The sequence below is a fragment of the Actinophytocola glycyrrhizae genome, from assembly GCF_042653545.1.
In the GTDB taxonomy this organism is placed as follows: Bacteria; Actinomycetota; Actinomycetes; order Mycobacteriales; family Pseudonocardiaceae; genus Actinophytocola; species Actinophytocola glycyrrhizae.
Genome location: NZ_JBHSIS010000027.1, coordinates 154,665 through 176,279 on the forward strand (window position 1 = coordinate 154,665; position 21,615 = coordinate 176,279).

The following is a 21,615-nucleotide window of genomic DNA, read 5'->3' on the forward strand; positions in this document are numbered from 1 at the left end:
ACGTGCGGTGCTGGCGCTAGGCGGCGGCCAGTGCGGGAACGGGCGCGGCGGGTGTGATCGGGGTCGGGGGCTGCGGGCGCTGCGCGTCGCGCCACGCGGTCACCCACTGCTCGATGATCGGGTGGTGGGCTTCGGGGGACATGCGGTAGTAGGCGCGCATCCAGACCAGGGCGGCGGCGGGCGGTAGGTGCTCGGCCACGGCGGCACACGGGGCGGTGATCTCGGCGGAACGGGCCGCGATGGCGCGGGCCTGCGGGTTGATGTAGGCCACCGTGCGCGCTGCGCGCACCGGGCGGCGGGTGGGCTGCGTGCGGAGTGGGAGTCCGGGACGGTTGGCGTCTCGGCACTCGACACACAACCCGTCGTCATGCCTCGTGGCGCTGCGGGTGGCGCGGTCGTCCTGGGGGCGGCGCTCGACAAAGCACCACACGCACGGGGTGGCCCACAGTTGCGGGCGGGCGGCGCGGTCGTAGTCCAGCGCGTAGGCGTCGGGCTGGTCGCTGGCCGGGGTGGTGGGCTGGTCGTCGTCGATGTCGAACACGGTGCGTCGCGCGTTCGGTGGGGCGCTGTGGTCCTCGATGCCCAACCGCGTGCGCATGTAGTCGTCCGTGAGTCGTTCGGCCTTGTGCTGGGCGCGGGACTTGACCGGGCGGCGGCATGTCGGGTCAGTGCTGCGGACGGCGCGCATCTCGGAACGGACGTGCGCGGGGAGCTGGTTCTTGGCGGTGCGCAACTGGCGCGACAGCTCCGCCATGCGGCGTGCCCTGGCCTGCTCCCAGGGTGCGGGGTGCACGGTGAGCCCTGCGGGCTGGGGGCCTTCCTCGTCGTAGCCGGGGCGGGTGTCGAAGTACACGGACAGGGTGTCCGGCTGGGCGGGGGTGTCGGTTGCGGTGAGGCGGGGCCGGTCGCCGGTCTCGTCACGGCAGAAGTGGACCAGGGCGGCGCGGTGCTCGTCGGTCAGCTCGCGGGCGAACTGGTCCAGCTTGGCGACAGCAACGGCGCGGTTGTTGGTGTCGAGAATGTCAGCGCATCGCGCGATCGTCCACAGGTCGGAAATGGGTGCGGTGTTGAGGAGTCCGCGCGCTGCCTCCTTGGCCGAGTCAAGTTCTTGCAGGTCAACCAGGATGGACAGGACTTCCAACGCTTCGGCGGTCAGCATGAAATAAACCTCGTGGTTTGTATCTTTGTGAGTACCGGGGTGGTTGTTCCCGGTGTTTCTTGCACGCTTATCTTAGCGTGATTCGGGGTCGGGAGGCAAGGTTTAAGTGGGGTTTTCGATGCTGATTTATCGTGAATTGTGGGCAATGTGCACAGCTGCTGACCTGCGGTTTTACGGTCGCGAATTGGCGTGCACACGGTCGCGCGGCGGTCGAATGTCGAGATTATTTCTACGTTTCCGGTGATGGCTGACCGTGCCGGTCGGGGCACTGCCTCACCTCCCTCTTCCCGACACAAAGCCGTCTTGAGCAGGGGTGATGACGGGTCAAGGCCGAAGAGCGAAGCGTGCCTTGACGCGGCAGCGCCCCTGTTCAAGGATCGGGCGTCGGGTTGAGGGCCCCCGATGAGTGCCGACGCCGAAGGCGAGGCGTACTGCCCCCGGCTGGTACTGGTCGCACCGCTCGACCGGTTGACCTCGACACGGTTGACGGTGACCTGGTAGCGCGATCGGCCAGTAGGGCCAGAGGGATCCGGGGGCACAGGTCCCTGGCTACACTGGCGTGTGCGTCGGCGTGCAAGGGCTGTTTGTGGCCCCGTGAGTGTTGGCGCACGTCCGCGCGATACGTGGTTGGGCCATCTCGGTGGTTGCCCCTCGAGGGCTGTCGCGCGTGACACGAGGGGTGTGTCCGGCCTTCGGGATGGGCGCACCCCTCGCCGTGTCTACCCCTCGGTCAGTACGGCGGTTCGGTGTAGAGGCTGGCCGTGGAGGCGAGGTCCTCGGCGATGCGCGGTAGGTCGTCGGCGAGGCACTCCGGTTCGGAGGTGATGGCCTCCACGGGGTTGGCCAGCCAGTAGTCACGCTCGTCGACGCCGAACTCGGCGCACGTGTCCCGAAGGGTTTGCCAGTACTTCTCGCGGGCGAGTTCCTCGACCCTGTCCAGGTCGAGGAACACTGCGCCGGAATGACCATCGGGGGCCTGCGCGGTGTCCCACACCGCCCGTGCCGCGGACGCTGCCGCCTCCTTGATCTGCTGCCGAACATCGGCGTCCATCTGCGTCCCCTTTCTCGGTAGCTGCTCTGGCTGCTTTCCGCCGCCGTGGCCGTTGTTGGTTCGGGTTGCCGGGCCGTCCGGGTAGGCGGGTACCTGCGCGCTGTTGTTGGCCGGACCGGCCGGATCGTCGCTCGGGCAGGGCGGGACGCGCGGCAGGCCATGTTCTGTGTGACCGCACCGGGATCGGCGGGGGGAGTCTCGGGCAGCGGGAGCGCAGACGAGACCAGGCCGCAGACCGGTCGGCTAGGCTGCGTGATCGTCGAGCCACGGTGTCTCGGTGAGCGCGAGACTCTCGGCGTCGAGACGCTGCAGAGCCGGGTGCTGGTCCATCAGTTCGGCCACACGCTGTTCGACATACGTGCGTTGGAACTCCTGCATCGTTAGACCGCTCTCGGCTGCCCAGTCCTCGGCCGCGGACCGGCAGAACGCCACATCTTCGGTTTCGGGCACTTGACCGTTGAGACCGGTCGAGCTGACCGGAACAGTCACCAGGGCACCCGAGAAGGTGCCGAACGGCACCGGGGTGCTCGCAGCGAATGGCAGGGACACGGCCTGGTCGCATGTGGACATGTGGTCTCCATAGGTGCAGAAAGGTTGCTGGTGTGTTTGCGAACCCGGTGCGGGGCCACCACACGGCCGACCGGCTCCGGGCATGGCCCAGCGGTGGTGGGGGCCGCAGAACGCCAGGCGATGGTGCCGACACGATGGGCCCGGTCCCGTGAGACTCTGCGGTCATCGAGCCGGGACAGGGCCCATCGTCTTGGACCGAGCCATTAGGCGGCGAGGTCGGCCATGGTGGCGGCGGGCTCGGCGTTGGACCAGGGGTCGTCGGTCTTGGTGGTGGTGCCGCTACGCTTGACCTTCGTGATCTTGGCGGTGGTGAAGCGCAGCGACGGGCCGATCTCGTCCACGTCCAGCTCCATGACGGTGCGCTTCTCACCCTCGCGGGTCTCGAAGGTGCGCTGCTTGAGCCGACCAGAGACGATCACCCGCGCGCCCCGGGTGAGCGACTCTGCCACGTTCTCCGCGGCCTGCCGCCAGATGTTGCAGCGCAGGAAGGTGGCTTCGCCGTCCTTCCACTCACCACTCTGGCGGTCGAGGTAGCGGGGTGTCGAGGCCACGGTGAAGTTGGCGACCGCTGCGCCGCTCGGGACGAACCTGAGTTCGGGGTCGGCGGTGAGGTTGCCAATGACCGTAATGATGGTGTCTCCAGCCATGATTGTCTCCTTCGGATTGATTGCTGATCACGCGGGGGTGAGGTCCTCGCCGGCCGCCGGCTGTCGATCACGACGTGTCCGTGACCGGCTTGCCGTGCCCAGGTGCTGACGCGCCCGGAGTGCCGGGCGGGATGGTGCGGGTCTTTCGGGTCGTCCCGTCCGGCCTTAGCCGTTGATGGCGTCGCGGATGATGCCCGCGAGGATCGGTGGTGAGGGACGGACGTGTGTGGAGCCCGGGTGGCGGCGCACGGCGCCGTTGATGGTGAGTTGCCAGACGTCGTGCCCCCGGTCTCCCGGGTCTCGGTCTTGCCGCCAGACCACGGTGACGATGTCGTTGTTGTGGTCGGTGTTCTCGTCCTTGGCGACGATGGTGAGCACGACCGCGGTCGTGTTGTCGTCGTTGTCGGTTTCGACACCTACGAACAGCGCGAGTGGCGTCCAGGGCAGGGCGTAGCAGGTCTCGATGAGCAGACCGCGGGCGTAGGCCCACAGCCCGGGAGTGCCGTCGTAGTGCTCGCGGGGGATGTTGGTCCGCAAGCTGTCCGGCAGCGTATAGGCGCGCTGACCGAACATCCGGGGTCGCGCAGTCGGCTCGGTCCGTGAGTCTGTAGTCATCACGTCGCCTCGGTATGTAGGAACGGAGTGAGCAGCACCCGATCCCGGCGTAAAGGGGGGCGGTATAAGAGAAGGCGTGGGCCGCGTGCTTCGACGGAGAGAGCCGTCCGTCTCGATCCGTTCGGTGTGGCCGGGAGAACTGCGCGGCGAGCGCGGCACGTGGGCTAGTAGATGGGTGGTTCGCCGGGTCGCTTGTTTCGTGACGCAGACCTCGGTCGTGGTGGTTGCCTGCTGGTCGGCGTGGTCTGCGCGAGAGGTAACAGCTCGTACCCCCGCTCGTCACGAAAGGGGCTCCGTCCCGGCTTTGTACCGGGGGAACTCGGCTGTGCCTGGCACGGGCACGGCGGTGAACTCGGCGACCTCGGCACCCGCTGCGCTGAGGGCGAACCCGGTGTGGATGCTGGTGAACCGTAGCCGCACCCGCTCCACCTTCAGCTGGGTCATGAGCCGCTGCTGGATGCGGCGGGTGAGCTGGTTGTGGGCGTAGGCCTCGATGACCCAACGCTCGCGTTCGAGTTCGCGGGGGCTGGCGAACGTGACGACGTATCCGACCAGCGGCGCGTCGATCGGTGTGGTGCCATGCTGTTCGGCGTTCTCGATGACCGGGCCCTGGTCGAGAAGGTCGAATCCGGCATGAGCGCAGGCGTACCAGCGGGTACCGCGCTCGCCGCGGTTGTCGTGCACGGCCACGACGTCACCGACGCTCAGTGACCGGTTCGCGCGGTCGCGGTACTCGACCGCGCGCGGGTCCGGCCGGTCGAAGAACGTGGGGTCGTCGCCGATGTTGCACAGGTCGTAAGCAAACTGGACCGGATATGGGTCGTCGGGCAGCGCCGTGTACGAGAACACCTCGGTCACGGTGTGCGCGGGCTGCTCGGTGTCGCCGACCTGGTAGGGCGCTGGCTGGAACCCGAACACCATCGCGTCTCGCGGGTTGTTGTTGTGGAACACCCGAACCGTCGTGGTCATGCGCGTCTCTTCTGTGTGTGGGTAACGGAAGTTGATCGGAATGCGGCGTGGCCGCTGGGAGAACGCGTGAGTGACTGACTCGTGTGTCGGCGCGGCGCTCTCGGGTCGGAGGTCCGGATGGGACGTGCGTTCCGACGGGGCACGGTGTCGGTCACCCGCTTCGCCTACGCTGGCGGGACGACGCGGTGCAGGTCGGCGTCTGCCACGACCGTGGCGTCCGACACGGTGGCGAGGCGTGTCGCCCGGCGCAGCCACAGGTACAGGGGCCGGTTGTCCTCCGCACATCCCTGCACCTGCTGGGTGGACAGGATCCGTTCCTGCCCAGTTGTGTCGTCGCGGTACCGGGTGAGACGCAGCGCCGTGGCGAGGTGGAGAGCTGAGTCGTGGTCGGACAGTGTTGCGTCGATGCGCGCGGCGGCGGGGTGGTGGTGCAGCGGCTGTCCATCACGGACGGTTCGGACGACGTGGAAGACCCCATAGGTGGGGTGGTCGGGTTCGGGCTCGTCGAACTCGGCGATGATCGCCGCGGCGATGTCGGCTGCGGTGGGTTCGTCGGGAACGCCGCTGTGCTCGCGGGCGATGACATCGTCGGCGGTGTCCAGGACGGTGCCGCGGTAGGTGCCGTCAAGGCAGCGCTGGATGAATGCCTCGTCGTCGCCGATCTCGGTGCGGCGGTGGGCGAGAAAGCTGTTGCTGGTGCTCATGTCGGCTCCCATCAATCGCCGGGTGTCGCCGTATCGGTCACGTGCTGGACGCGGGTCGTTCCGTTGGTGCGTGGCGCTTCGGCCGCCTGTCGCCGGCGGCACGGTCGCGTCGGGTCTGCAACTCGCTGAACCGGTGGCCGTCGAGTCGTAAGCCCCGCGCGGTCCAAGCCAACATGTGCCGCGCGTTGCCGGTACGCGGGTTGTTGCAGATCGTCATGACGTCGGGTCGGGACGCCCGCCACAGCACCCGCTGTTAGGGCGTGGTGGTGTGCCGGCTCGCGATGAACACCACAACCTCATCGGACATGACCTCGGTTGGCTGATCATGCTCGGCTCATCTTCTTGGGAGGCACCCGTTTCAGCCACCATGTCCGTCGCATAAGGACGCCGTCGAGGTTGACGCCGTGCTCACTGGTGACCGGGAACACGCGGCCGTAGGTGGTGCCGAAGTGGTTCGCGGCGGCCTGCCGCAGCGCGCTGCGCCACCCACGGCCATCCGCGCACACCGTGAACACCCCCATCGGCCCGTCACGGTGCGGGCTGGTCGGAACATGCCCCGGCCGGCACTGCACTCCGAACATCGCCCCGGCCTGCGACGTCACGAACACGTGGCGGGGTCCGTTGCTCACCCCGCTCACCCCAAGGAAGTGTCGTCGAGCGACGTGACTGGCAACGAGGCGAAGAGCAATCAAACGGTGTAGGAGTACGGAATCGGTGGGCTACTGCCGATGCTTCGGCCCACCGGATCGTGGACCGCCATCACGCGTGGGTCATCGCCGAGCACGGTGGCGACCACGGTGAGCGGCACATGCAGCGGTGACGTCCAAACTCCTGTGTCTGTCATGGCCGGAAGTCAAGTGGAACGCGAGGCGGTGGGCCGTCTGGTGCGTCGGCGGGTGGACGTCTTTCGCTTGTGGTATCTGGGAAACGTCGTCAGCAGGTCGAGACCTGATAGGTGGCTGATACAACACCGCCGCGCGCCGCGAGATCTTCAGCGAGCTGCCGCGACGGCAACCCAGAGAAGACAGAACCTGTGTCCGACGCGGGACTGCCCGTGATCGTCAGCGTCCGGCACTCCCGGCCGTTGCCGTGCGCGGCGCACGCGACCTGACGCACACGCGAACGCTGGCACGGCTGTGTGGCTCAACCGGAATCACCGAGTGCACCCGGCTCACGCGTAGCCGTATCGCTCGCTCGTCCGGGTCGTTGTAGGTGCGCACGGTGTGCTCATGCCAGGCGGTCAGATCCGCGCAGTGCTGTCCGGCAATCGCACACCATGCCAGCCCCGTGGCTAGCGTTGATCCCGAAGCCGTGCATGACGTTGTCTCGATTCACTTATGGCCGAACGAGGTTCTCCGGGCCACAGGACTCTTGGTGTGCTCGCTCCGGAATATCTGCCGTCCGCGGTGCCTGTGGTGTACAGGGTGATCGTCCCCGCCAGCGCTGTTCCTTTCGCGTGATCAGAGTCGAAGTCAGTCGCCTACCTCGCCGTGATGATGGAGGCGGCGTCCGAACTGCTCGAACTCGAGGCCCGGTTCCAGTGCGTGGGCGAGGCAAGCCTCACCGTCGATCTATCGGAACGAACCGCACGACGGGCATCTTGGTCGCTTCGGCGAGGGCGCGCGTGAAGTCGCGAGTGCGTTGCCCAGGGGCGGCACCCACCCCACGGCAGCTTCCTTGCAGATGATACGCCACCAGCCGGACAGCTTGACCGCGTACCATCGTTGTCCGGAATGCTCAGAGACCACGCGCATGACCTCATCGACTTGCGCGATGGACGGACTCGGTGGCAGGTCTCCAACCTGGATCGTGCCGTTCCACACGTAAGGCGGCTTCCTGTCGGAGGGCTTCTCGGTGGAAATGGAGGGATCACTCCTTATCGACTTGCTCCGGGACGGAAAGGAAGATCAGCGGGTCATGGCGCGAGACGTGGGTCACCCAAGGCAGCGGACGGGCCGGGTCGAACAGCCGTGGGCAAGCAAGCCGAGGCGGCGTAGCTGCTCTCCTCTGGTGTGATCGGTGGTGACCTGCTCCAGGCCACCGGTGTGGCCAAGTCGGTACACGCGGCAATCGCCCACCCATGCCACCACCTCAAGCTCGTGGTCGAGCCGGGTTGGTCGGCGGCTCGTCGGGCGGGTGAGGTTCAGCCGCGGGGGAACTGGAGGGCATCCAGGCCCGGAAGCGTGACGTCGGCCAGGGCGCGCAGTGTCTGCTCGTGCTCGTCGTGCAGGGCGAGGTCCATCTCGGGCGCCACCGTCAGCAGCGAATCGCGGTTGTCCCGCGCAGTGTCGGCCAGGGCGCGCAGCATGCCGGGCAGATCGGGATCGCCGTGGTGCGGGCCCGTGCCCGGCGGGTACAGCCAGCGGTTGCGAGCCTTCCAGTACCGCAGTCCCTCGCTGGGCGTGGGGCGCTGCATACGCGCCCATTCCTCGCGTTCGGCCTCGCTGGCGTGCGCCCACTCGTAGTGGTGCAGGACCTCGGCGAGCTGGAGCAGCATCGTGTTGATCTGCCGGGGCCGGCGCAGGTGGGTGAGGAAGACCGGCGCGGTCCGGTCGAGCTGGTCGCGGCGCCCGGTTTCGGCGTCCATCCGCAGGTAGAGGTAGTCGAGGTAGGCGTGGCCGAAGCCGTGCAGGGCAGTATCGGTGAAGTGCGGGAGAGCGGCGGTGGGAAACGCCGCGGTCGAGCCGTGGACGGCCTTGTATACCCAGGGCAGGACGCCGTAGACCCCGGGCAGGAGGTCGTCGGTGGTGGCGAGGATCAGCCACCGGTGTTCGACGTCGAGTTCCTGGGCGACGGCGGTGGTGCCGGCCCACAGGTGGGCAGCCCCGGCCGGGGTGTGCAGGACCCAGGTCTCGGTCACGCCGTCCGGGGCGGGCCCAAGCTGGGACGGGCCGAGCTGGTCGCGCAGTTGGTGGACGCTGCTGGTGAGGTACCCGAGACAGATCAGGCCGGTGGCGGGCGGTGTATCTGGGTCGGCGCTCGTGTCGATGGACAGGTCGGGATTCAGGACAGCCATGGGTGATCCGTTCGTCAGCACTGGGCAGGCGGCGGCACGGCAACCGGCGGCGCGGGCGGAGATCCGCCGGGCGCCGCCCAGGTCAACCGGTCAGCGTGGTGGTGCGTGGTGACGGTGTGAACCAGTCGCGCGGCCTCGTCGCGACTGTGGATGTTGATGCTGGAGGCGATGGCGTCGATCACCTCGTCGGTGGCGACCATGGATGTTTTCCCTCTGTCGTGGATCGGCGAGCCGAGTACGGCGATCTGACCTCGGCCGGGGTGTCACGGGTGCGTGGTGACAGCGCTGACGAGCAGTCGGCGGAGCTGGGTTGGTGGAATGCCCTTCTGGATCGCGAGGTTCAGCAGGTGGGCCAGCGCATGGGCGGGGTTGGCGTCCTGTGCGATCTCGAGTGCGATGCTGGCCAGCACTCCGTCGCCGCGGAGATAGGCGTGCGCGGCGAGCAGCGTGGCCGGTTCGGCTCGTGCCGGGCCGGGCACAGCGCGGGTCAGCACTGTCCACAGCCGTTGCGCCGCGTCGGCGCGTTCAGCTTCGGCACCCGCGTCACTTGTGGGGAGGGAGGCGGTGAGGCAGCGGTCCCGAACACCGGGGTGGGACAGCGCCAGGGCGAGGTCGACGATCTGCTCGTCGGTGAACGTAGGAAGGGCGGGATGGGTAGCTGCCGCAGCGACCGCCTCGCGGACGGTGCGGTACCCGCGTTCCGGGCTTGCCGTGGACATACGCGCGGCGGGCGACTGCGCGCAGTTGAGCATCGCGATGCGTCGCTGGAGGTGCTCGTCGGGGTCGGCGGCCAGGGTGGCGGCGAGCTGTTCACGGCTGCCGCTGGCGGTCGCGCCGGAGGCGATCAGGCTTGCGGCCACCGGTGAGCTGTCGAGAGCGGGAACAGTGCCGTGGCACTGGCACAGGTCATGGCAGTGCCACGGTGCGCCCGTTTCGGTTGTCGGCGCTGATACGCAGTGCCGGATGGTGATCTCCGCGCTGGGCAGTACGGCGTTGAGGGCGTCGATGAGTGCCCGCGCCGGCACGCTGTTGTGCCGGGCCTGCTGAGCTGTGGTGTCTCCGCGCACCATGAGGACGGTGACGGACCGCGCGCCACCGGTGACGAGGGCATCGCGCAGCTGGGCGACGAACTCGTGCACGCCGTCGGAACCGGGGAGGTCCGTACGGATGAGCCCAGACACTGTGACCCCGGAGTGAGCGACCAGAACGAGCGAGTTGACCGGGCGGAACCCGAGCATGAGCGGTACGAGACCGATCAGTTCCCCGGTGCTGGTGATGACGCCTGCGCGACGGCGGGCATCCGGAAAGTTGGCGTGGCCGGTCATACGTGCGTGACTCCCGTGAGACGTCCGAAGTGAAGGGGTGAGGCACCCGGGCCGTGCCGGTCAGATGAGGGGACACGGCCGACGGGGCATGGGGCGCGGATGTCAACCCAGACCCGCCGTGGCGGCGGGTCGGTGACGATGTCGCGATTCACCGCCTCAATGGGTTGTTCGACGACGTACCTGTCGTGTCCATTCGCGGAAACGATCACGGGATCAGAACTCGTCCTCCGTGGGCTCCTCCTCGAAGCCCTCGCCGCGGTAGCGCGGGACGTCGGTTCGACCGAGTACCTCGCCGGGCTCCAGACATTCGTAGTAGATCTCGCCCAGCTGACAGTCGTGATCGGCGGCGACGGCGATCTCGACATGATCTCCGGCGGACTGGCTCCACACCTCCAGCACCTCACCGTTGATGGCGCCCTCGATCTCCGAGATCTCGCCATCGGGTGTACCGGCGCACGCGGTGAGGCCGAAGACCAGCCCAGCACCAGCCAGGCAGATCGCGATACGTCGCTTGAGGCTCAACGTGTTCTCCTTGTCGAGGTGGATAGTTGATCGCATGCCGGTGTCCGGGGCGCTCGGCTGAACGTGGTGCGGCGGCCGAGAACGGGTGGCGGGCAAGGCGACTGATCGATGCGGCATGGGAAACCGGGTCGATGCCCCGAGCGGCCGTGCCGGTGGAACAGCGACGGGTTGCGGGAGGCATCCGATCGGATTCGTCGTATACCTCGTGCGGGCTACTGCCAGGCGGCCGATGCTGCGCGCCGCTGCACGACGTGGTGGCACCGTGCATGTCTGAGGATTGTGATTGGCCGCTTCTTGGGGCGAACCATTCCGGGCTGGAGCGGTCAGCTCGGGATCGTGTCGTTGTGAATGGTGTCGTCGTTGATGTTCACGCGCAGAGGGATACCTGCAGAGGCGTCGACGATGTCGACGGCGCCGTCGGCCGGGCTGATGAACACGTTCGCTGTGACGAGATGGCGGCCGGTGGCCTGTTCGGATACGACACTCGTGGCCATAGCGGCGTTGTAGTCGCCGCGTTGGGTTCGGGCGGTCACAGTCCAGGCCGCGACGCTCTCGTGCGGTGACTCGAACGTGGTGACCTCAGCGACAGCGATCGTGAGGACCCAGGTGGTGCCGTGATCGGTGACGAATACCGGGTACTTGCCGACCGCGGTCTGCGGTTCACGCCACCAGTCCGCGTGGAGCAGGTCGACGTGCTGCACGTCTGGCCGGTTCTGGAAGCCAACCAGTGCGGCGGGATCACCTCGCCACAGGCCTTGGTCGTAGACGTCACCGTTGTCCAGGATGTGGTAGGAGATTGGCGATGGCACATCTGGCTGCGGGCCGGGTTGGATGCGGATCAGCATTGTGCGCGTTGCCTCCTGCCGATGTGAGGACCGATGTCCGTTGCGGGTATTGACGAGCGCTTGGTGCGCGAGCCTTTATGGACGGTTCGCCTCGATGGGTCACTGGTAGAAGGCGCCATCTTCGGTGAACTGGTGGTTGGCCGCGACTTCCCGCGCCCACTGCTCACCGGTCTTGTAGTCGTGCTCGGTTCCGCCTGCGCTCCACGCGTCGTGTAGGGCGTCCCGGACGGCGTGCTCAAGGTCGTCGCGCTGCTCGTCGGTGACAGGAGCACAAGACAGCGCGGCGCAATCCTCGTCGTGGGCCAGCAGGTAGTGACCTGGCGTGCATGTGCAGTCCAGAACCATGTCGTGCGGGGTGACCGTGGTGGTGTCCGAGCGGTATCCGGCCAGCTCGACCCGGTCGATGCCCTCGTCCCAGGGAAGAGCGGGCGCGTTGTCGCGGGTGAGGATGCCAGTGACCGCGATCGAGCCGCCGCGGCTGATGTCCCAGCCGACCACACGCACGTCGGGAATGCCGGGGAAATCTGCCACGCCGTAGCTGTCCCAGCCGGGTGTGCCGAGTTTCTCCGCGAGGGTGGACGTCATGACGGCCGTGATGTCGTCGATGTCGCCGGAGTCCCACCAGGGCCCAGCGAGCTGCTCCCGGATCGCGTCGACGGCACGTTCTTGGGCCGCTTCGGACAGCTCGTCGAAGTCGAACAGCTGGATCGTGATCTCTTGCATGACCTCACGTCCTCCCGGCGGCTACCCGCGCAGTGCACGGTCAGATGGGCTGTTCACGTGGTGGCGGACAGGCCTCGGCGCTGGCGGCACGGATGTTCCGGTTGAGTGGTAGCCGCGGCTGGACACCCCCAGCGCTGGTACTGCCGGGATCCTGCGGTAGACCGTGCTCCGGCCGGCAGGACGTGCGTGACACAGCCCGGTTCGACGAGCAGCCCTGCCGGTTCGGGGAGGCGGCCAGGGCCGCCTCCCCTCCGGCTGCCGGTTCACAGGCGGATCAGTGCCCTGTCCGACGCCCTGTTGAGCGCCTTGTCGAGGGCGCGCTGGGTGGCGGTCTCGACCTCGCCGAGTTTGGTGGACAGGACGTTGTCCATGTTCCGCTCCGCGCGCCCGACGTTGCGGATCGTGGCGTAGTGGTGCAGGTAGGTGTTGGTGGCCTGGTGCACCCCGAACGCGGTGCCCTGCCACGGCGCCACGCGCTGGTCGTGGTTCCACAGCCGCTCCAGCTCGGTGCGGGTGTTCTCGGCGATCGTGCGGGCGCGGCCCTTCTGCGCGGGGACCGGGGTGTACTCGTCGAGGAACGCCGACCAGACACGGTCAGGCACCTCGATCCGGGTCAGCCGCTCGACCTCGGCGCTGAACTCGTCGGCGGCCTGGTGGACGATGCCCAAGGCGTCGCGCACCTCGGCGACCTTGAACTTCGAGTGACGTGAGTGCTTGATCTTCACCGCGGCGCCGCCCTCGCCGAGGGCGATGTCCATGGTGTTGTCGCACACCACGAGCTGCACGACCGGCTTGTACGTCGACGAGAGGGATCCGTCGACCGAGGTGGCCGCGAGCAGGTGCGGCCGGAACCGCACGCCGGCCGCGGTGATGGTCTCGGTCATCTCGATCGACACCCACGCGACCGCGCCGTTCTTGAGCAGCCCGGCCGAGCCGATGTGCAGGTCGGTGTCGAGCAGGTTCGCGACCTTGGTCAGCAGCCACTCGTCGTAGTGGTGGATGGTGAACCCGTCCTTGAACTTGCCGAGCAGATCGAGGGTGTCCGACCGGATGATCAGCTGGTGGTCGGTGTAGGTCTTCCACGCGGGGTTGTCGGCACCGAGTAGCTCCTGGAGGTTGCCGCCCATCGGGATCGACACCGGCTGCCACCCGAACAGCCTGCGTTTCACGTCCTCGACCGGGATGGGACCGGGGTAGTGGTTGGGCTCGACGCCTTGGGCGGAGCGGCGGTAGTGCCAGGCGGTCCCGCGCTGGTCGGTGTAGCCGACGAGCACGTTCTGGTTCAGCCACTCGGATGTTTCACGGGACATTCCGGACCTCACTTGTCGGTACGTTCATGGAGTTGGCCATCGCCTCGTGGTCATCACTGGCGATCTGGGCTGGGCGAGGTTGAGCACCACGGCGTCGGTGTTGCCTCGATGGCCGTGCCGAGGGGAGCGGAAGGCATCCCAGCCCTGTAGGCCCCGGCACGCCGCTTCTGTGGTGCGCCGGGCGTGGTCTGATCGCGGTAACCGGGCCACCCACCCGTGGTTCCGGATACCTCTGATGCCGCAGGAGACTGCGGTGGCGATTCAATGCGGGTCTGGTGGCCGCGTGCGCCGCTGGTTCGTGGTCTGGTGACCGGAACAATGCGGAGTGTCTGTTACGGCCTCAGAAGAGTTCTTCTTGTATCGCGGCACGTTTGATTGATTCCCCCGAGGGCTTGTCGGCCTGGCGCCGGCGCGGAGGAGGTGGTGCTATCGGCAGTTGGGACGGGATCAGCGTCTGGGTGATCGGGCCGGTGACGATGCGTTCGGTTCGGAGGAAACGTTTGCGGCCGTACGCTGCAGCGCGTGCGTCGGCGACAAAGTCGAGTTCGACGACGGTGGGTTCAGGTAGGTCGTGACCGTCGCGTCGCGCCCACGTACGGTACCGGGCGATCCGGTCCAACAGAATGCCAACGTGCGCCTGGCAGGCGTGTTCGGTATACGGCCCGGCCGCGCGGTGGTAGGTGACCTGGTGGGTGGCTCTCAGACCGCATCCCATGCCCTGGCGCAGGCTGTTGTTGTTGTCGCGGCCGGGCTCCGTGAACAAGACATAGTAGTCGCATCTGGGAATCTGCCACTTGTGGACAGAGTTCTTGCGGTCCTTTCTCACGCTCATCATCGACCCCTGGCTCGGAACGGGTTATCAGCCGGTGTATGCGACAGGGTCGATGGTCACCGCGTTGGTTGTCGGTCGCGGCGGATCCCGGTGAGCACCGTCGGGCGGGCGCGGACGACCAGAACGCGGCCGCGGCGCTCGAGTACGGTGCCAGGCGGCCAGCTCGCGGCGTAGTCCAGCATCTCGTCCGCGTCTTCCTGCGCTTCTCGCCACAGCTCTTGATCGTCCTCGTAGCCAGCCGTGATGAGGCTGCGGTGAAAGAGGTTCCGATACTGCACGACGGTAAGGGCCCGCACGGCCACCTCGGCCGTTGTCGTGGGCCGGTAGGAGTCGAGTCCTTGGAACGCGCGGGCATTGCCGCACGGGCCGTCAAGATCGGCTTCGTACTCCCCGCAGCAGCAAGCGGGCGCGAGGTCGACGAGTTCACCGTCGGGGACGTGGGCGAAGTCGCTCCCGTGTTTCCCTTGCGTGCGTGTGGTTGCGACGAGCACAGCAAGTGAGGGCATCGAACCTCCAGAAGCATGCGGTCCTCGATGGATGGCTACGGGTTCACGAGATCGGCAGTCCCGCAGAGAGCAGGACGACATGGGGCGGTTGCAGTTCCGTCGCCGCACCGGGGTGGGTGGTCAGGCTACGGCGCTGAGGTCGGCGAGGTCGTGCAGGAGCGCGGTGAGCGCCGTCTCGCCGTGATGGTCGCGCAGGACACAGAGCTGGGCGCAGATGTTCAGGTTGTTGATTCGGCTCGCATGACGGTCGGCCGCGTCGTGCTCCTCGTCAAATACATAGGCGTTGTCCAGATCGGACAGTTCGCGTTCGTCCACCCGCACGGAGGCGTCGGCGTTGAGCGCCTCGTACACGAGCTCATCGAGATGGCCGACCGCGGTGATGCCGAGGCGCAGAGGTCGTCGTCCTCGATCTGGGTATTGGCGAACAGGAGAACGAGGTCATCGGTGCCGTGACGGGCAGCCACACGCTGGGCGACGCACCAGCTGGCTATGCCACCGCTGAACTGCACCACTCTGGCCGGCATGGCACACTCCTCGCGATCGGCTGGGTGGACACTCGCAGCGCTGCCTCAGTTTGTCCCGGCCGACACCGACCACAGTGGATGAGGCCTCTGTATATCAACGAATCACGCGGTTGTTCCGTCCACAAACGAATCTGGGAGATGGCCGGACCGGCCGCCCGAGTTCGCCGTGGCAGGGTGGTTATGCCGCATGAGGGATGCGCGTCGGTCTGCCGTGTGGTGGGTAGGTACGCGGCTGTGATCGTTGCACGAGCGCTTGTGTCGTGTGATACCAGCGGGAGGCGAACTGGGCGCAGTCGTGCACGGGCACTCGTGGTCGCAACCTGGCATCGCGCGCGCCCGCCAGGACGCCGACCGGGACCAGGCCATGGAGTCCGCGGAACGGAGAAGGTAGCCGCAACGCGCGAGCACGCTGCGGTGCACACCGAAACCGTGCAAGCGGATGCCCATGCCGTGCAGCACGGTGATGATCTCGTCCACCGCGCGGGTGCCAGCACGTCGGCAACGCTTTCCAGCCCTACTACCGGTTCTGTAGGGTCTCGCCGCGAGTGGCATATTGATCTTCTGCGACCTGCTGGTTCCGAGCTGTCTCACCCGATGTCACTCAAGATCGGTCTCAATTACGTGGCATTTCTTCGGCGGCAGCGTGTGCGGCGGTGGATCGACCGTGTGGCGAGACGCTGTTCCAACGCCTCCGCGAGCGCACTCCTGGCAGCAGAAGTGGCGTTGCGATTTCAGCAACCGCGCGCGGTCTAAACGAGCTGAATCTCATGTCGCTGCTGCCCACCAGCCCGTCACAGCCATGGTTGGGTTGGTGGGGCGGGAGCTCGGCGGACGCGGTTTGCGACGTCCGGGTGCATGGCCTGTAGTCCGAGCGTAGTGAGCAGGTTGCCGCAGCACTGCACGAGTGCCAGGTCTGGGGTCAGCGGTGCGTACAGGCCCGGCTGATCCTCGGGAGCGACGGCGGCGAGCGTTGGCTGCTTCGCCGCGTATTCGGCGAAGGTGACCAGGTGTGCGTGGCGGGCGTCGCGGAAGTCGTCGTCGGTGATGGCGTTGTCGCGCAGGAGGGTGACGGCGGTCAGCCGGGCGCGGAGAAGATGGACCGTGGTCTCGGCCATGAGCGCGGCCTCGGGGTGGCCGATGGCCCTGCGCACCTGGCCGTGGCCTGGCTCGAACACGGCGCGAACCGCTTGTTCGAGCTGGTCAAGGTCGGCGTTGCGCCCTCCCGTGTAGGCCATCTGGGCGAGAACGTCTCGTAGACGTGTACGCGCAGCGTGTGTTGCTTGTGGGTGGGCCAGTTGGGCAAGGAGTTCTTGCGCGGTCTGCCGTGCGACCTTCTGGCTCGTCGTGGCGTCACCAAGCCAGGTCATCAACGCGATCCGCACCTGACGGAGCGGGACGTAGCCCTCACCCCAGTACATCCACACGAAGACGGGGATTCTGGCCAGGCTTCTGATCCCGTTGTTGTGCCGGTGGTGCAGCAGGCTGACGAACAGCTCCCGTTGGGCGGGCGAGTAGAGCGCCGGCAACGAGCCGTGGCCCTTCCCAGCCGGCCGCCGGGTCGGCGCGTCGAGCAGTCCCGCCGCAGTCCAGGCACGGATCAGCCGGGGCGTCACGCTCTCGCCCACGCGCTCGGCGTCGGCCACCAGGTCGGTGATCGTTCCTGGTTCGGTCACGTTCAGCACTCTATGGAGATTACATCAATCTGGCGTGTGCCACGCCTCGCGCAGGCCGTTCACGGCGTGCAACACTGTTACGAGATAGCGGTCAATGCGGATGAAGAGAGGAGGTGATGGCCATGGCACGGGCTGGCGCAGGTGATGCGTTCGGCGATCCGCGCACGTGGCTGGCGATCGCCAGTCTGCTCGTATCGCTGGGCGTACTGCCCAAGACCTGGCAGAAGGGCATCGGCACCGCCACCGTTCTGCTCTGGCTGTACCACACGTGGCGGTGAAACACACACCGAGGAGAGCCCGCATCGTCTCAGAAGTCGCTCGGATCGTCGACCTGCAACCAACCGGTGCGGGCCTCCATCGGCGCACTCGGTGTGAGCTGACACGACCGCTATCAGCCAGTGTTGCCTCGTTCGCTGGGCAGGGACGTGAAGGTCATCCTCCGTTGGCGTGTCGCGGGAAGGGATCGCCGGTCGGCCACTGTTCGGTGAGACGAACTGCGGTGTGGGCTGGAGCGGCCGGCGACTGACGTTCGATCTGTTCGTCAGCTACCTGCACTGTTGCCCAAGTCGGGAGTACCGGTGCCTTGATCGAGTTCGGGTCGGGACTTTGCCACAGGACAGGGGTTTTCTTCGCCCAGTTCCACGGTCCTGGGTTGTTGGCGATGAGGACGCCACTTACCCGCCCGTGGCCGTCGTTGTGGGGAGTTGTCCAATAGCCGTCAGGCAGCCGACTGAAGGTCGATGCGCTACCGGGGCGGGTGTACTCGACCGCGCTTCCGTACAACGAGGCCTCGATGTCTTCATCCTCGGGAAAGGGGGTTGCATGCCCCACTGCCACAATGAACGGCAGCGACAACTCGCCGTATTTCTTGCCCTTCTTCTTGACCGCGTTGAACACCAGATCAGACCTGCCACTGAGCCAGGCCATCTCGGGGTACATCACCGCCGTCTTACTCGACGGGATGCCTCGCCTGTCCGGGCTTCGCGGAATTGCCTGGAACGAGATGGACCATCCGGTTTCCTGCCAGGTGTGGGTCGGCAGCGCCACGTTGTGCTGGTCCTGGTCGGCGAGGACCCGGTCGGGGTCCAGGTCGGCCAGCCATCGCGTCAACCCGGCTTTCAGTCGCTTCAGCGGCGGTGCTACGGACCCGCTTTTGTTGATCAAGACCGAGAGGAAGAAGTCAGGGCTTGGCACACTGTCAATGGCATCGATCAGAGAAGGTGTCAACACGCTGTGCGTTATGTCGCCTACGCGCTGTGTCGTCCAGATCGCCTCGATGACGAACTGCTCGTCACCCTGAGTCACCAGGAAGTCCGGGTTCTTTCCGCGGCTTCCGAGCGCTTGCTCGATCTCGACGGTGCAGCCGGAGCCGAGCAGCATCTCGTGGAGGTACAACTCCCATAACGCGGAGGACACGTTCGTGTCGGAGTTCCGATCCAGAAGGCGACTACGGAGTCCGGGCTGGACATGCTTCGGTAGGTGAGACCACCACTCGCTGATCACTTCCCGAACCTGGTCCTAGAACGGTCCAGCGATCCGCTCATAGAACTCCGCTTCCGGTTCAGCAGCCCGCTTAGGCGACGAATCCGTCCGGTTCCGACTCGGGTAGACGACCATGGACCCTGATAGTAGGTCTCCTGGCTGACGTATCTCCTGGCATTTTGCGTGCGGCGTGCCATGCGTACCGCTCCGAACCAGTCATGCGTTGGCCCACCATTCGGCTACTGAGCGTGTGTCGGTTGGTGGGTTTGTGGTGGATGATGTATCGGTGGGGCGCTTCCAGGACGATGAGGCTGGCTACGAGCGGTGGTTGGCTGATCACTCGGACCTGTTCGTGCTCAACACCGCCCGCAGCCCCGCCCCGAACTACCTGGTGCTTCACCGGGCCATCTGCCACACCATCGCGAGTACTCCGGCGCGCGGCACTCGGTGGACCGGCGAGTACATCAAGTTCTGCGGGCAGCGAGCCGAACTGGAGAAGTTCGCCCAGGCTCATGCCGGCGGCACCGCCTCACCCTGTCGCCTCTGCCTGTGACTCGCCGGCTACCGGCTCCTGAGCGGGCAAATCGTCACATTGTTGCGGCATGTCCGGATGTTCGCCATCAGGGAACCGGCTAGCTTGGCGTATGTGAGGTCGAGTTGGTTCGTTGTGTCGGAGGAGGATCCGGCCTGGGACATGAACGGGGAGCCGTGGGCCAGTTCGCGTTTCAGGGACGCTCTCGATCTCGGCCGACTGGATCTTGTCCGACGCGGTTCGCAGTCAGAGCCGAACGACATCGATGCAGCCGGCGACTTGGGGCGCCTCGCGCATAGCGAACTCGAGTTGTTCGGCACCAATGGTGAGCAGACGCTCGACGACGATGAGATCGCGGCGGTTCTGCGGACATTGCGGGCGGTCCTCAAGCGTCTTGAGGTGCCGCTCGATCTGCCGTTCAGAGACTTTACGGGATTCCATGGATTCTGGAGTTCCCAGGGGATGAGTGGGAGTTGGGCCGCTCGACGCGGTTACCTGAGCGACGTGTTCAACCCGGTGCTCGCGCGGTTGGACGACCTCGATGACGAGCGGGGCACCCGCTCAGGCCTGCGCGGTGTGGACGGTCGACCTCGCAACCTGATCTTCGCTTCTACTGGTCCGAAGCCGGACATCGTGTTGCGGGACGCGATCGACAACGTCGTCGAAGTCACCAGCAACGCCGAATACTGCCTGTTCTACGACCGCCCACTGGACACGTCCGGATTGACCTGGGGCCAACTGTGTAACTGGTGGCGTGCGAGGAGCAACCTCGACGGTTCATCAGAACGGGACGTTGCGCTGGACCTGTACCGCCGGCTCGCCGCGTCCGTACGTGACAACCCTGTCGAACAGAGGCTGTTCCGAAGCTACTGTGAGCTCTACGGGTCCGATCAAGGGTCGTCCCTGCCCGCTCTTCTGCCGCAGGTCTACCTGCACTACGACCCGTCGACGTGGAAACAGCGCGGTGGACGTCCAGGTGCGCTTGCTCGGGAACGGATGGACTTCCTGCTGCTGGTCCCAGGCGGAGGCCGGGTCGTGATCGAGGTCGACGGCAAACAGCACTACGCCGAAGGTGACGCCGCTTCTCCACGGCTGTACTCGCAGATGGTCGCTGAGGACCGGCGACTTCGGCTACGCGGGTACGAGGTCTACCGATTCGGTGGCTTCGAGTTGAGCCAGCCCAGCGCCCCAACCATGTTGCGGACCTTCTTCACAGATCTGCTGGCTTCTTGGGTAGCCTGACAGCGATCGTTGGAGCACCGAAACGATCAGAGATCTCCAGAGCCGAGACCCTGCGTCGACTCACCGATGGCGAGAGTTGGCGGGCGGACAGCGGAATCTGAGCGTCCACGCCAACGCCGAGCACCTGGCTTTCACGGCTCTCTGTACAAAGATGTCCCACACAGGGTGGTCGGAACCGCGGGTCGAGCTGGACACCGACGCTGACGGGCGCGGCGGAACCTCCGGCGTGCGCAGGGACAATCGGCACGCCGGGACCGGTGAGACGCACCTTGGCCGGCGTGGTCTGGGGGATCGTCAATCGGTCGGTTGATCTTGGAGTCGATCGTGCTCCGGGTGCTCAGGGGATCGCCGGAGTGAGAGTGGTCCGGTCGGCGTCAGATTCCATTCGTGGGCATGGACGAGTGGCACCCGACCGAAGTTGCCGAGGCCTTTGGCGGCGGCGAGAACCTGCTTCTCCAGGGCTTCCTCATCGTCTGGCCCGGTGATCCCCGCATCCTCGAGAAAGTCTTCGCAGGCAATTGCGGTTTGCAGGAAGAGCGCGGGCAGGTGGTCAAGCGCGAAGTCGGTCCGGTAGGCACGGAACTCCGGTTGCAAGGTGACCAATCGTCCACCAGGTTCGCCCCATGCGTTGCGCATCACTTCGCCCATGGAGAAGTGCAGGGCACGGCTCGCGGCGGAGTGGAGGTAGTCGTACAGGTCCTTGTGGCCGGTCTGCTCCGCAAGCCAGCTGGCGCTGGGCAGCTGGTTCCCGGACCAGTTGAACTGCTGACGGATCCTCTTCAGCTCGTCCTTCACGGAAGTTTGCTGCTGCTCCTGGGCATCTAGGAACACCACCGGATACCAGAGCTCTTGCATGACGTCGTCACCGACGAATGCTCGCTGGGCCAGTAGAGAGCGGATGCCGTCAGAGCGCCCCATAGCGCTGAGGAGGTCCTGCGCATCCTGCTGCGGCAGGTCTTTCACCCAGAGCATCCACAGCAACTCGTCAAGCGCCGGCCGAACGAACCCGACCGCCAAATGTCCGAGCCCAGCCTTGGCCAGCACCACGGTGGCGTCGAGCGCTTCGAACTGACGTCGAAGAATGCAGTTGACCGCGATCCGGCGAAGGTCGGACCAGGCGGTGTCCCAGCTCAGGTCCCCAATAACGAAGGTCTGCTTCTGTGCGGCGATCCACGCCTCGACCGCCGCCAACCGCGCTTCGACGTCAGGGTTCTCATTCACAGCCACAGAGGCATCATGCACCGCACTGCTGGTCTCACGTAATGGCCCATGGGCCAACAATGGGCCAAGATCGTTGAGAGAGGACCAAGATCCCTGAGCCCCTACACGAAGAACGCTCCAAGAACCGGCACGGGCGCGTGATCGGAT

Annotated in this window: 25 protein-coding genes; 3 read left to right on the forward strand and 22 right to left on the reverse strand. The window is 66.3% G+C overall.

The genetic code is table 11. The features are described 5' to 3' along the window. Positions 1 to 16: 16 nt before the first annotated feature. The 20 genes from ACFPCV_RS37610 to ACFPCV_RS37700 form a co-directional block, all read right to left on the reverse strand. Complete coding sequence (locus tag ACFPCV_RS37610) at positions 17 to 1,159, reverse strand: hypothetical protein (protein ID WP_378062193.1); 1,143 nt, start codon at positions 1,157 to 1,159, stop codon at positions 17 to 19. 730 nt (positions 1,160 to 1,889) lie between these two features. Next, the gene (locus tag ACFPCV_RS37615) at positions 1,890 to 2,210 is read right to left on the reverse strand and encodes a hypothetical protein (RefSeq protein WP_378062195.1); all 321 of its coding nucleotides are present in this window, start codon (positions 2,208 to 2,210) and stop codon (positions 1,890 to 1,892) included. Positions 2,211 to 2,453: 243 nt separating this feature from the next. Continuing rightward, entirely contained in the window at positions 2,454 to 2,780 is a 327-nt protein-coding gene (locus tag ACFPCV_RS37620) for a hypothetical protein (protein ID WP_378062197.1), read from the reverse strand. Positions 2,781 to 2,983: 203 nt separating this feature from the next. After that, positions 2,984 to 3,427, reverse strand: a complete 444-nt coding sequence (locus tag ACFPCV_RS37625) for a single-stranded DNA-binding protein (protein WP_378062199.1) — start codon at positions 3,425 to 3,427, stop codon at positions 2,984 to 2,986. A gap of 165 nt (positions 3,428 to 3,592) precedes the next feature. Beyond that, positions 3,593 to 3,964 (reverse strand): hypothetical protein, encoded by a 372-nt coding sequence (locus tag ACFPCV_RS37630; RefSeq protein ID WP_378062201.1) that lies wholly within the window; start codon positions 3,962 to 3,964, stop codon positions 3,593 to 3,595. A 357-nt stretch (positions 3,965 to 4,321) separates the two neighbouring features. Then, the gene (locus tag ACFPCV_RS37635) at positions 4,322 to 5,011 is read right to left on the reverse strand and encodes a hypothetical protein (protein ID WP_378062203.1); all 690 of its coding nucleotides are present in this window, start codon (positions 5,009 to 5,011) and stop codon (positions 4,322 to 4,324) included. Between the two features lie 164 nt (positions 5,012 to 5,175). Next, on the reverse strand, positions 5,176 to 5,715 hold the full coding sequence (locus ACFPCV_RS37640; RefSeq protein WP_378062204.1) for a hypothetical protein: 540 nt from the start codon (positions 5,713 to 5,715) through the stop codon (positions 5,176 to 5,178). Between the two features lie 323 nt (positions 5,716 to 6,038). Then, on the reverse strand, positions 6,039 to 6,344 hold the full coding sequence (locus ACFPCV_RS37645; protein ID WP_378062206.1) for a hypothetical protein: 306 nt from the start codon (positions 6,342 to 6,344) through the stop codon (positions 6,039 to 6,041). 1,514 nt (positions 6,345 to 7,858) lie between these two features. Then, positions 7,859 to 8,731, reverse strand: a complete 873-nt coding sequence (locus tag ACFPCV_RS37650; RefSeq protein ID WP_378062208.1) for a hypothetical protein — start codon at positions 8,729 to 8,731, stop codon at positions 7,859 to 7,861. 14 nt (positions 8,732 to 8,745) lie between these two features. Further along, on the reverse strand, positions 8,746 to 8,931 hold the full coding sequence (locus ACFPCV_RS37655) for a hypothetical protein (protein ID WP_378062210.1): 186 nt from the start codon (positions 8,929 to 8,931) through the stop codon (positions 8,746 to 8,748). A 63-nt stretch (positions 8,932 to 8,994) separates the two neighbouring features. Beyond that, positions 8,995 to 10,056 carry a DUF4192 domain-containing protein gene (locus ACFPCV_RS37660; RefSeq protein ID WP_378062211.1) on the reverse strand — a complete coding sequence of 354 codons (1,062 nt, stop codon included), beginning with the start codon at positions 10,054 to 10,056 and terminating at the stop codon, positions 8,995 to 8,997. A 213-nt stretch (positions 10,057 to 10,269) separates the two neighbouring features. Next, positions 10,270 to 10,614, reverse strand: a complete 345-nt coding sequence (locus ACFPCV_RS37665; RefSeq protein ID WP_378062212.1) for a hypothetical protein — start codon at positions 10,612 to 10,614, stop codon at positions 10,270 to 10,272. A 287-nt stretch (positions 10,615 to 10,901) separates the two neighbouring features. Further along, positions 10,902 to 11,423 (reverse strand): hypothetical protein, encoded by a 522-nt coding sequence (locus ACFPCV_RS37670; RefSeq protein ID WP_378062213.1) that lies wholly within the window; start codon positions 11,421 to 11,423, stop codon positions 10,902 to 10,904. A gap of 99 nt (positions 11,424 to 11,522) precedes the next feature. Continuing rightward, a complete protein-coding gene (locus tag ACFPCV_RS37675) occupies positions 11,523 to 12,146 on the reverse strand; it encodes a hypothetical protein (RefSeq protein WP_378062214.1) in 624 nt (207 codons plus the stop codon). Between the two features lie 263 nt (positions 12,147 to 12,409). Next, positions 12,410 to 13,456 carry a DUF932 domain-containing protein gene (locus ACFPCV_RS37680; RefSeq protein WP_378062215.1) on the reverse strand — a complete coding sequence of 349 codons (1,047 nt, stop codon included), beginning with the start codon at positions 13,454 to 13,456 and terminating at the stop codon, positions 12,410 to 12,412. Positions 13,457 to 13,796: 340 nt separating this feature from the next. Then, entirely contained in the window at positions 13,797 to 14,288 is a 492-nt protein-coding gene (locus ACFPCV_RS37685; protein WP_378062216.1) for a hypothetical protein, read from the reverse strand. Positions 14,289 to 14,344: 56 nt separating this feature from the next. Then, positions 14,345 to 14,794 (reverse strand): DUF7715 family protein, encoded by a 450-nt coding sequence (locus tag ACFPCV_RS37690; RefSeq protein ID WP_378062218.1) that lies wholly within the window; start codon positions 14,792 to 14,794, stop codon positions 14,345 to 14,347. Between the two features lie 120 nt (positions 14,795 to 14,914). Further along, complete coding sequence (locus ACFPCV_RS37695) at positions 14,915 to 15,145, reverse strand: hypothetical protein (RefSeq protein WP_378062219.1); 231 nt, start codon at positions 15,143 to 15,145, stop codon at positions 14,915 to 14,917. Between the two features lie 275 nt (positions 15,146 to 15,420). Next, positions 15,421 to 15,870, reverse strand: a complete 450-nt coding sequence (locus ACFPCV_RS39050; RefSeq protein ID WP_465251585.1) for a deazapurine DNA modification protein DpdA family protein — start codon at positions 15,868 to 15,870, stop codon at positions 15,421 to 15,423. Positions 15,871 to 16,109: 239 nt separating this feature from the next. After that, a complete protein-coding gene (locus ACFPCV_RS37700; protein WP_378062220.1) occupies positions 16,110 to 16,991 on the reverse strand; it encodes a hypothetical protein in 882 nt (293 codons plus the stop codon). Between the two features lie 122 nt (positions 16,992 to 17,113). Here ACFPCV_RS37700 and ACFPCV_RS37705 point away from each other — a divergent pair, with 122 nt between their 5' ends. Continuing rightward, on the forward strand, positions 17,114 to 17,269 hold the full coding sequence (locus tag ACFPCV_RS37705; RefSeq protein WP_378062221.1) for a hypothetical protein: 156 nt from the start codon (positions 17,114 to 17,116) through the stop codon (positions 17,267 to 17,269). 154 nt (positions 17,270 to 17,423) lie between these two features. Here the strand turns inward: ACFPCV_RS37705 and ACFPCV_RS37710 are convergent, their stop codons facing one another. Then, positions 17,424 to 18,371 carry a hypothetical protein gene (locus tag ACFPCV_RS37710; RefSeq protein ID WP_378062222.1) on the reverse strand — a complete coding sequence of 316 codons (948 nt, stop codon included), beginning with the start codon at positions 18,369 to 18,371 and terminating at the stop codon, positions 17,424 to 17,426. Between the two features lie 388 nt (positions 18,372 to 18,759). On the opposite strand from ACFPCV_RS37710, the gene ACFPCV_RS37715 reads away from it, so the two are divergent. Next, complete coding sequence (locus tag ACFPCV_RS37715) at positions 18,760 to 19,026, forward strand: hypothetical protein (protein ID WP_378062224.1); 267 nt, start codon at positions 18,760 to 18,762, stop codon at positions 19,024 to 19,026. Positions 19,027 to 19,140: 114 nt separating this feature from the next. After that, the gene (locus tag ACFPCV_RS37720; RefSeq protein ID WP_378062226.1) at positions 19,141 to 20,247 is read left to right on the forward strand and encodes a hypothetical protein; all 1,107 of its coding nucleotides are present in this window, start codon (positions 19,141 to 19,143) and stop codon (positions 20,245 to 20,247) included. Positions 20,248 to 20,541: 294 nt separating this feature from the next. Here ACFPCV_RS37720 and ACFPCV_RS37725 read toward each other — a convergent pair whose 3' ends face one another. Next, complete coding sequence (locus ACFPCV_RS37725; protein WP_378062228.1) at positions 20,542 to 21,474, reverse strand: DUF5677 domain-containing protein; 933 nt, start codon at positions 21,472 to 21,474, stop codon at positions 20,542 to 20,544. Positions 21,475 to 21,615 lie beyond the last annotated feature (141 nt).

Excerpts from the sequence above, each read along its gene's own strand:
- ACFPCV_RS37685 (WP_378062216.1), bottom strand. The coding sequence starts at position 14,288 with ATGAGCGTGAGAAAGGACCGCAAGAACTCTGTCCACAAGTGGCAGATT.
- ACFPCV_RS37625 (WP_378062199.1), bottom strand. The coding sequence starts at position 3,427 with ATGGCTGGAGACACCATCATTACGGTCATTGGCAACCTCACCGCCGAC.
- ACFPCV_RS37610 (WP_378062193.1), bottom strand. The coding sequence starts at position 1,159 with ATGCTGACCGCCGAAGCGTTGGAAGTCCTGTCCATCCTGGTTGACCTG.
- ACFPCV_RS37650 (WP_378062208.1), bottom strand. The coding sequence starts at position 8,731 with ATGGCTGTCCTGAATCCCGACCTGTCCATCGACACGAGCGCCGACCCA.
- ACFPCV_RS37620 (WP_378062197.1), bottom strand. The coding sequence starts at position 2,780 with ATGTCCACATGCGACCAGGCCGTGTCCCTGCCATTCGCTGCGAGCACC.
- ACFPCV_RS37615 (WP_378062195.1), bottom strand. The coding sequence starts at position 2,210 with ATGGACGCCGATGTTCGGCAGCAGATCAAGGAGGCGGCAGCGTCCGCG.
- ACFPCV_RS37665 (WP_378062212.1), bottom strand. The coding sequence starts at position 10,614 with ATGCGATCAACTATCCACCTCGACAAGGAGAACACGTTGAGCCTCAAG.
- ACFPCV_RS37660 (WP_378062211.1), bottom strand. The coding sequence starts at position 10,056 with ATGACCGGCCACGCCAACTTTCCGGATGCCCGCCGTCGCGCAGGCGTC.
- ACFPCV_RS37670 (WP_378062213.1), bottom strand. The coding sequence starts at position 11,423 with ATGCTGATCCGCATCCAACCCGGCCCGCAGCCAGATGTGCCATCGCCA.
- ACFPCV_RS37680 (WP_378062215.1), bottom strand. The coding sequence starts at position 13,456 with ATGTCCCGTGAAACATCCGAGTGGCTGAACCAGAACGTGCTCGTCGGC.
- ACFPCV_RS39050 (WP_465251585.1), bottom strand. The coding sequence starts at position 15,870 with ATGCCACTCGCGGCGAGACCCTACAGAACCGGTAGTAGGGCTGGAAAG.
- ACFPCV_RS37640 (WP_378062204.1), bottom strand. The coding sequence starts at position 5,715 with ATGAGCACCAGCAACAGCTTTCTCGCCCACCGCCGCACCGAGATCGGC.
- ACFPCV_RS37655 (WP_378062210.1), bottom strand. The coding sequence starts at position 8,931 with ATGGTCGCCACCGACGAGGTGATCGACGCCATCGCCTCCAGCATCAAC.
- ACFPCV_RS37705 (WP_378062221.1), top strand. The coding sequence starts at position 17,114 with ATGGCACGGGCTGGCGCAGGTGATGCGTTCGGCGATCCGCGCACGTGG.
- ACFPCV_RS37690 (WP_378062218.1), bottom strand. The coding sequence starts at position 14,794 with ATGCCCTCACTTGCTGTGCTCGTCGCAACCACACGCACGCAAGGGAAA.
- ACFPCV_RS37635 (WP_378062203.1), bottom strand. The coding sequence starts at position 5,011 with ATGACCACGACGGTTCGGGTGTTCCACAACAACAACCCGCGAGACGCG.
- ACFPCV_RS37675 (WP_378062214.1), bottom strand. The coding sequence starts at position 12,146 with ATGCAAGAGATCACGATCCAGCTGTTCGACTTCGACGAGCTGTCCGAA.
- ACFPCV_RS37710 (WP_378062222.1), bottom strand. The coding sequence starts at position 18,371 with ATGCTGCTCGGCTCCGGCTGCACCGTCGAGATCGAGCAAGCGCTCGGA.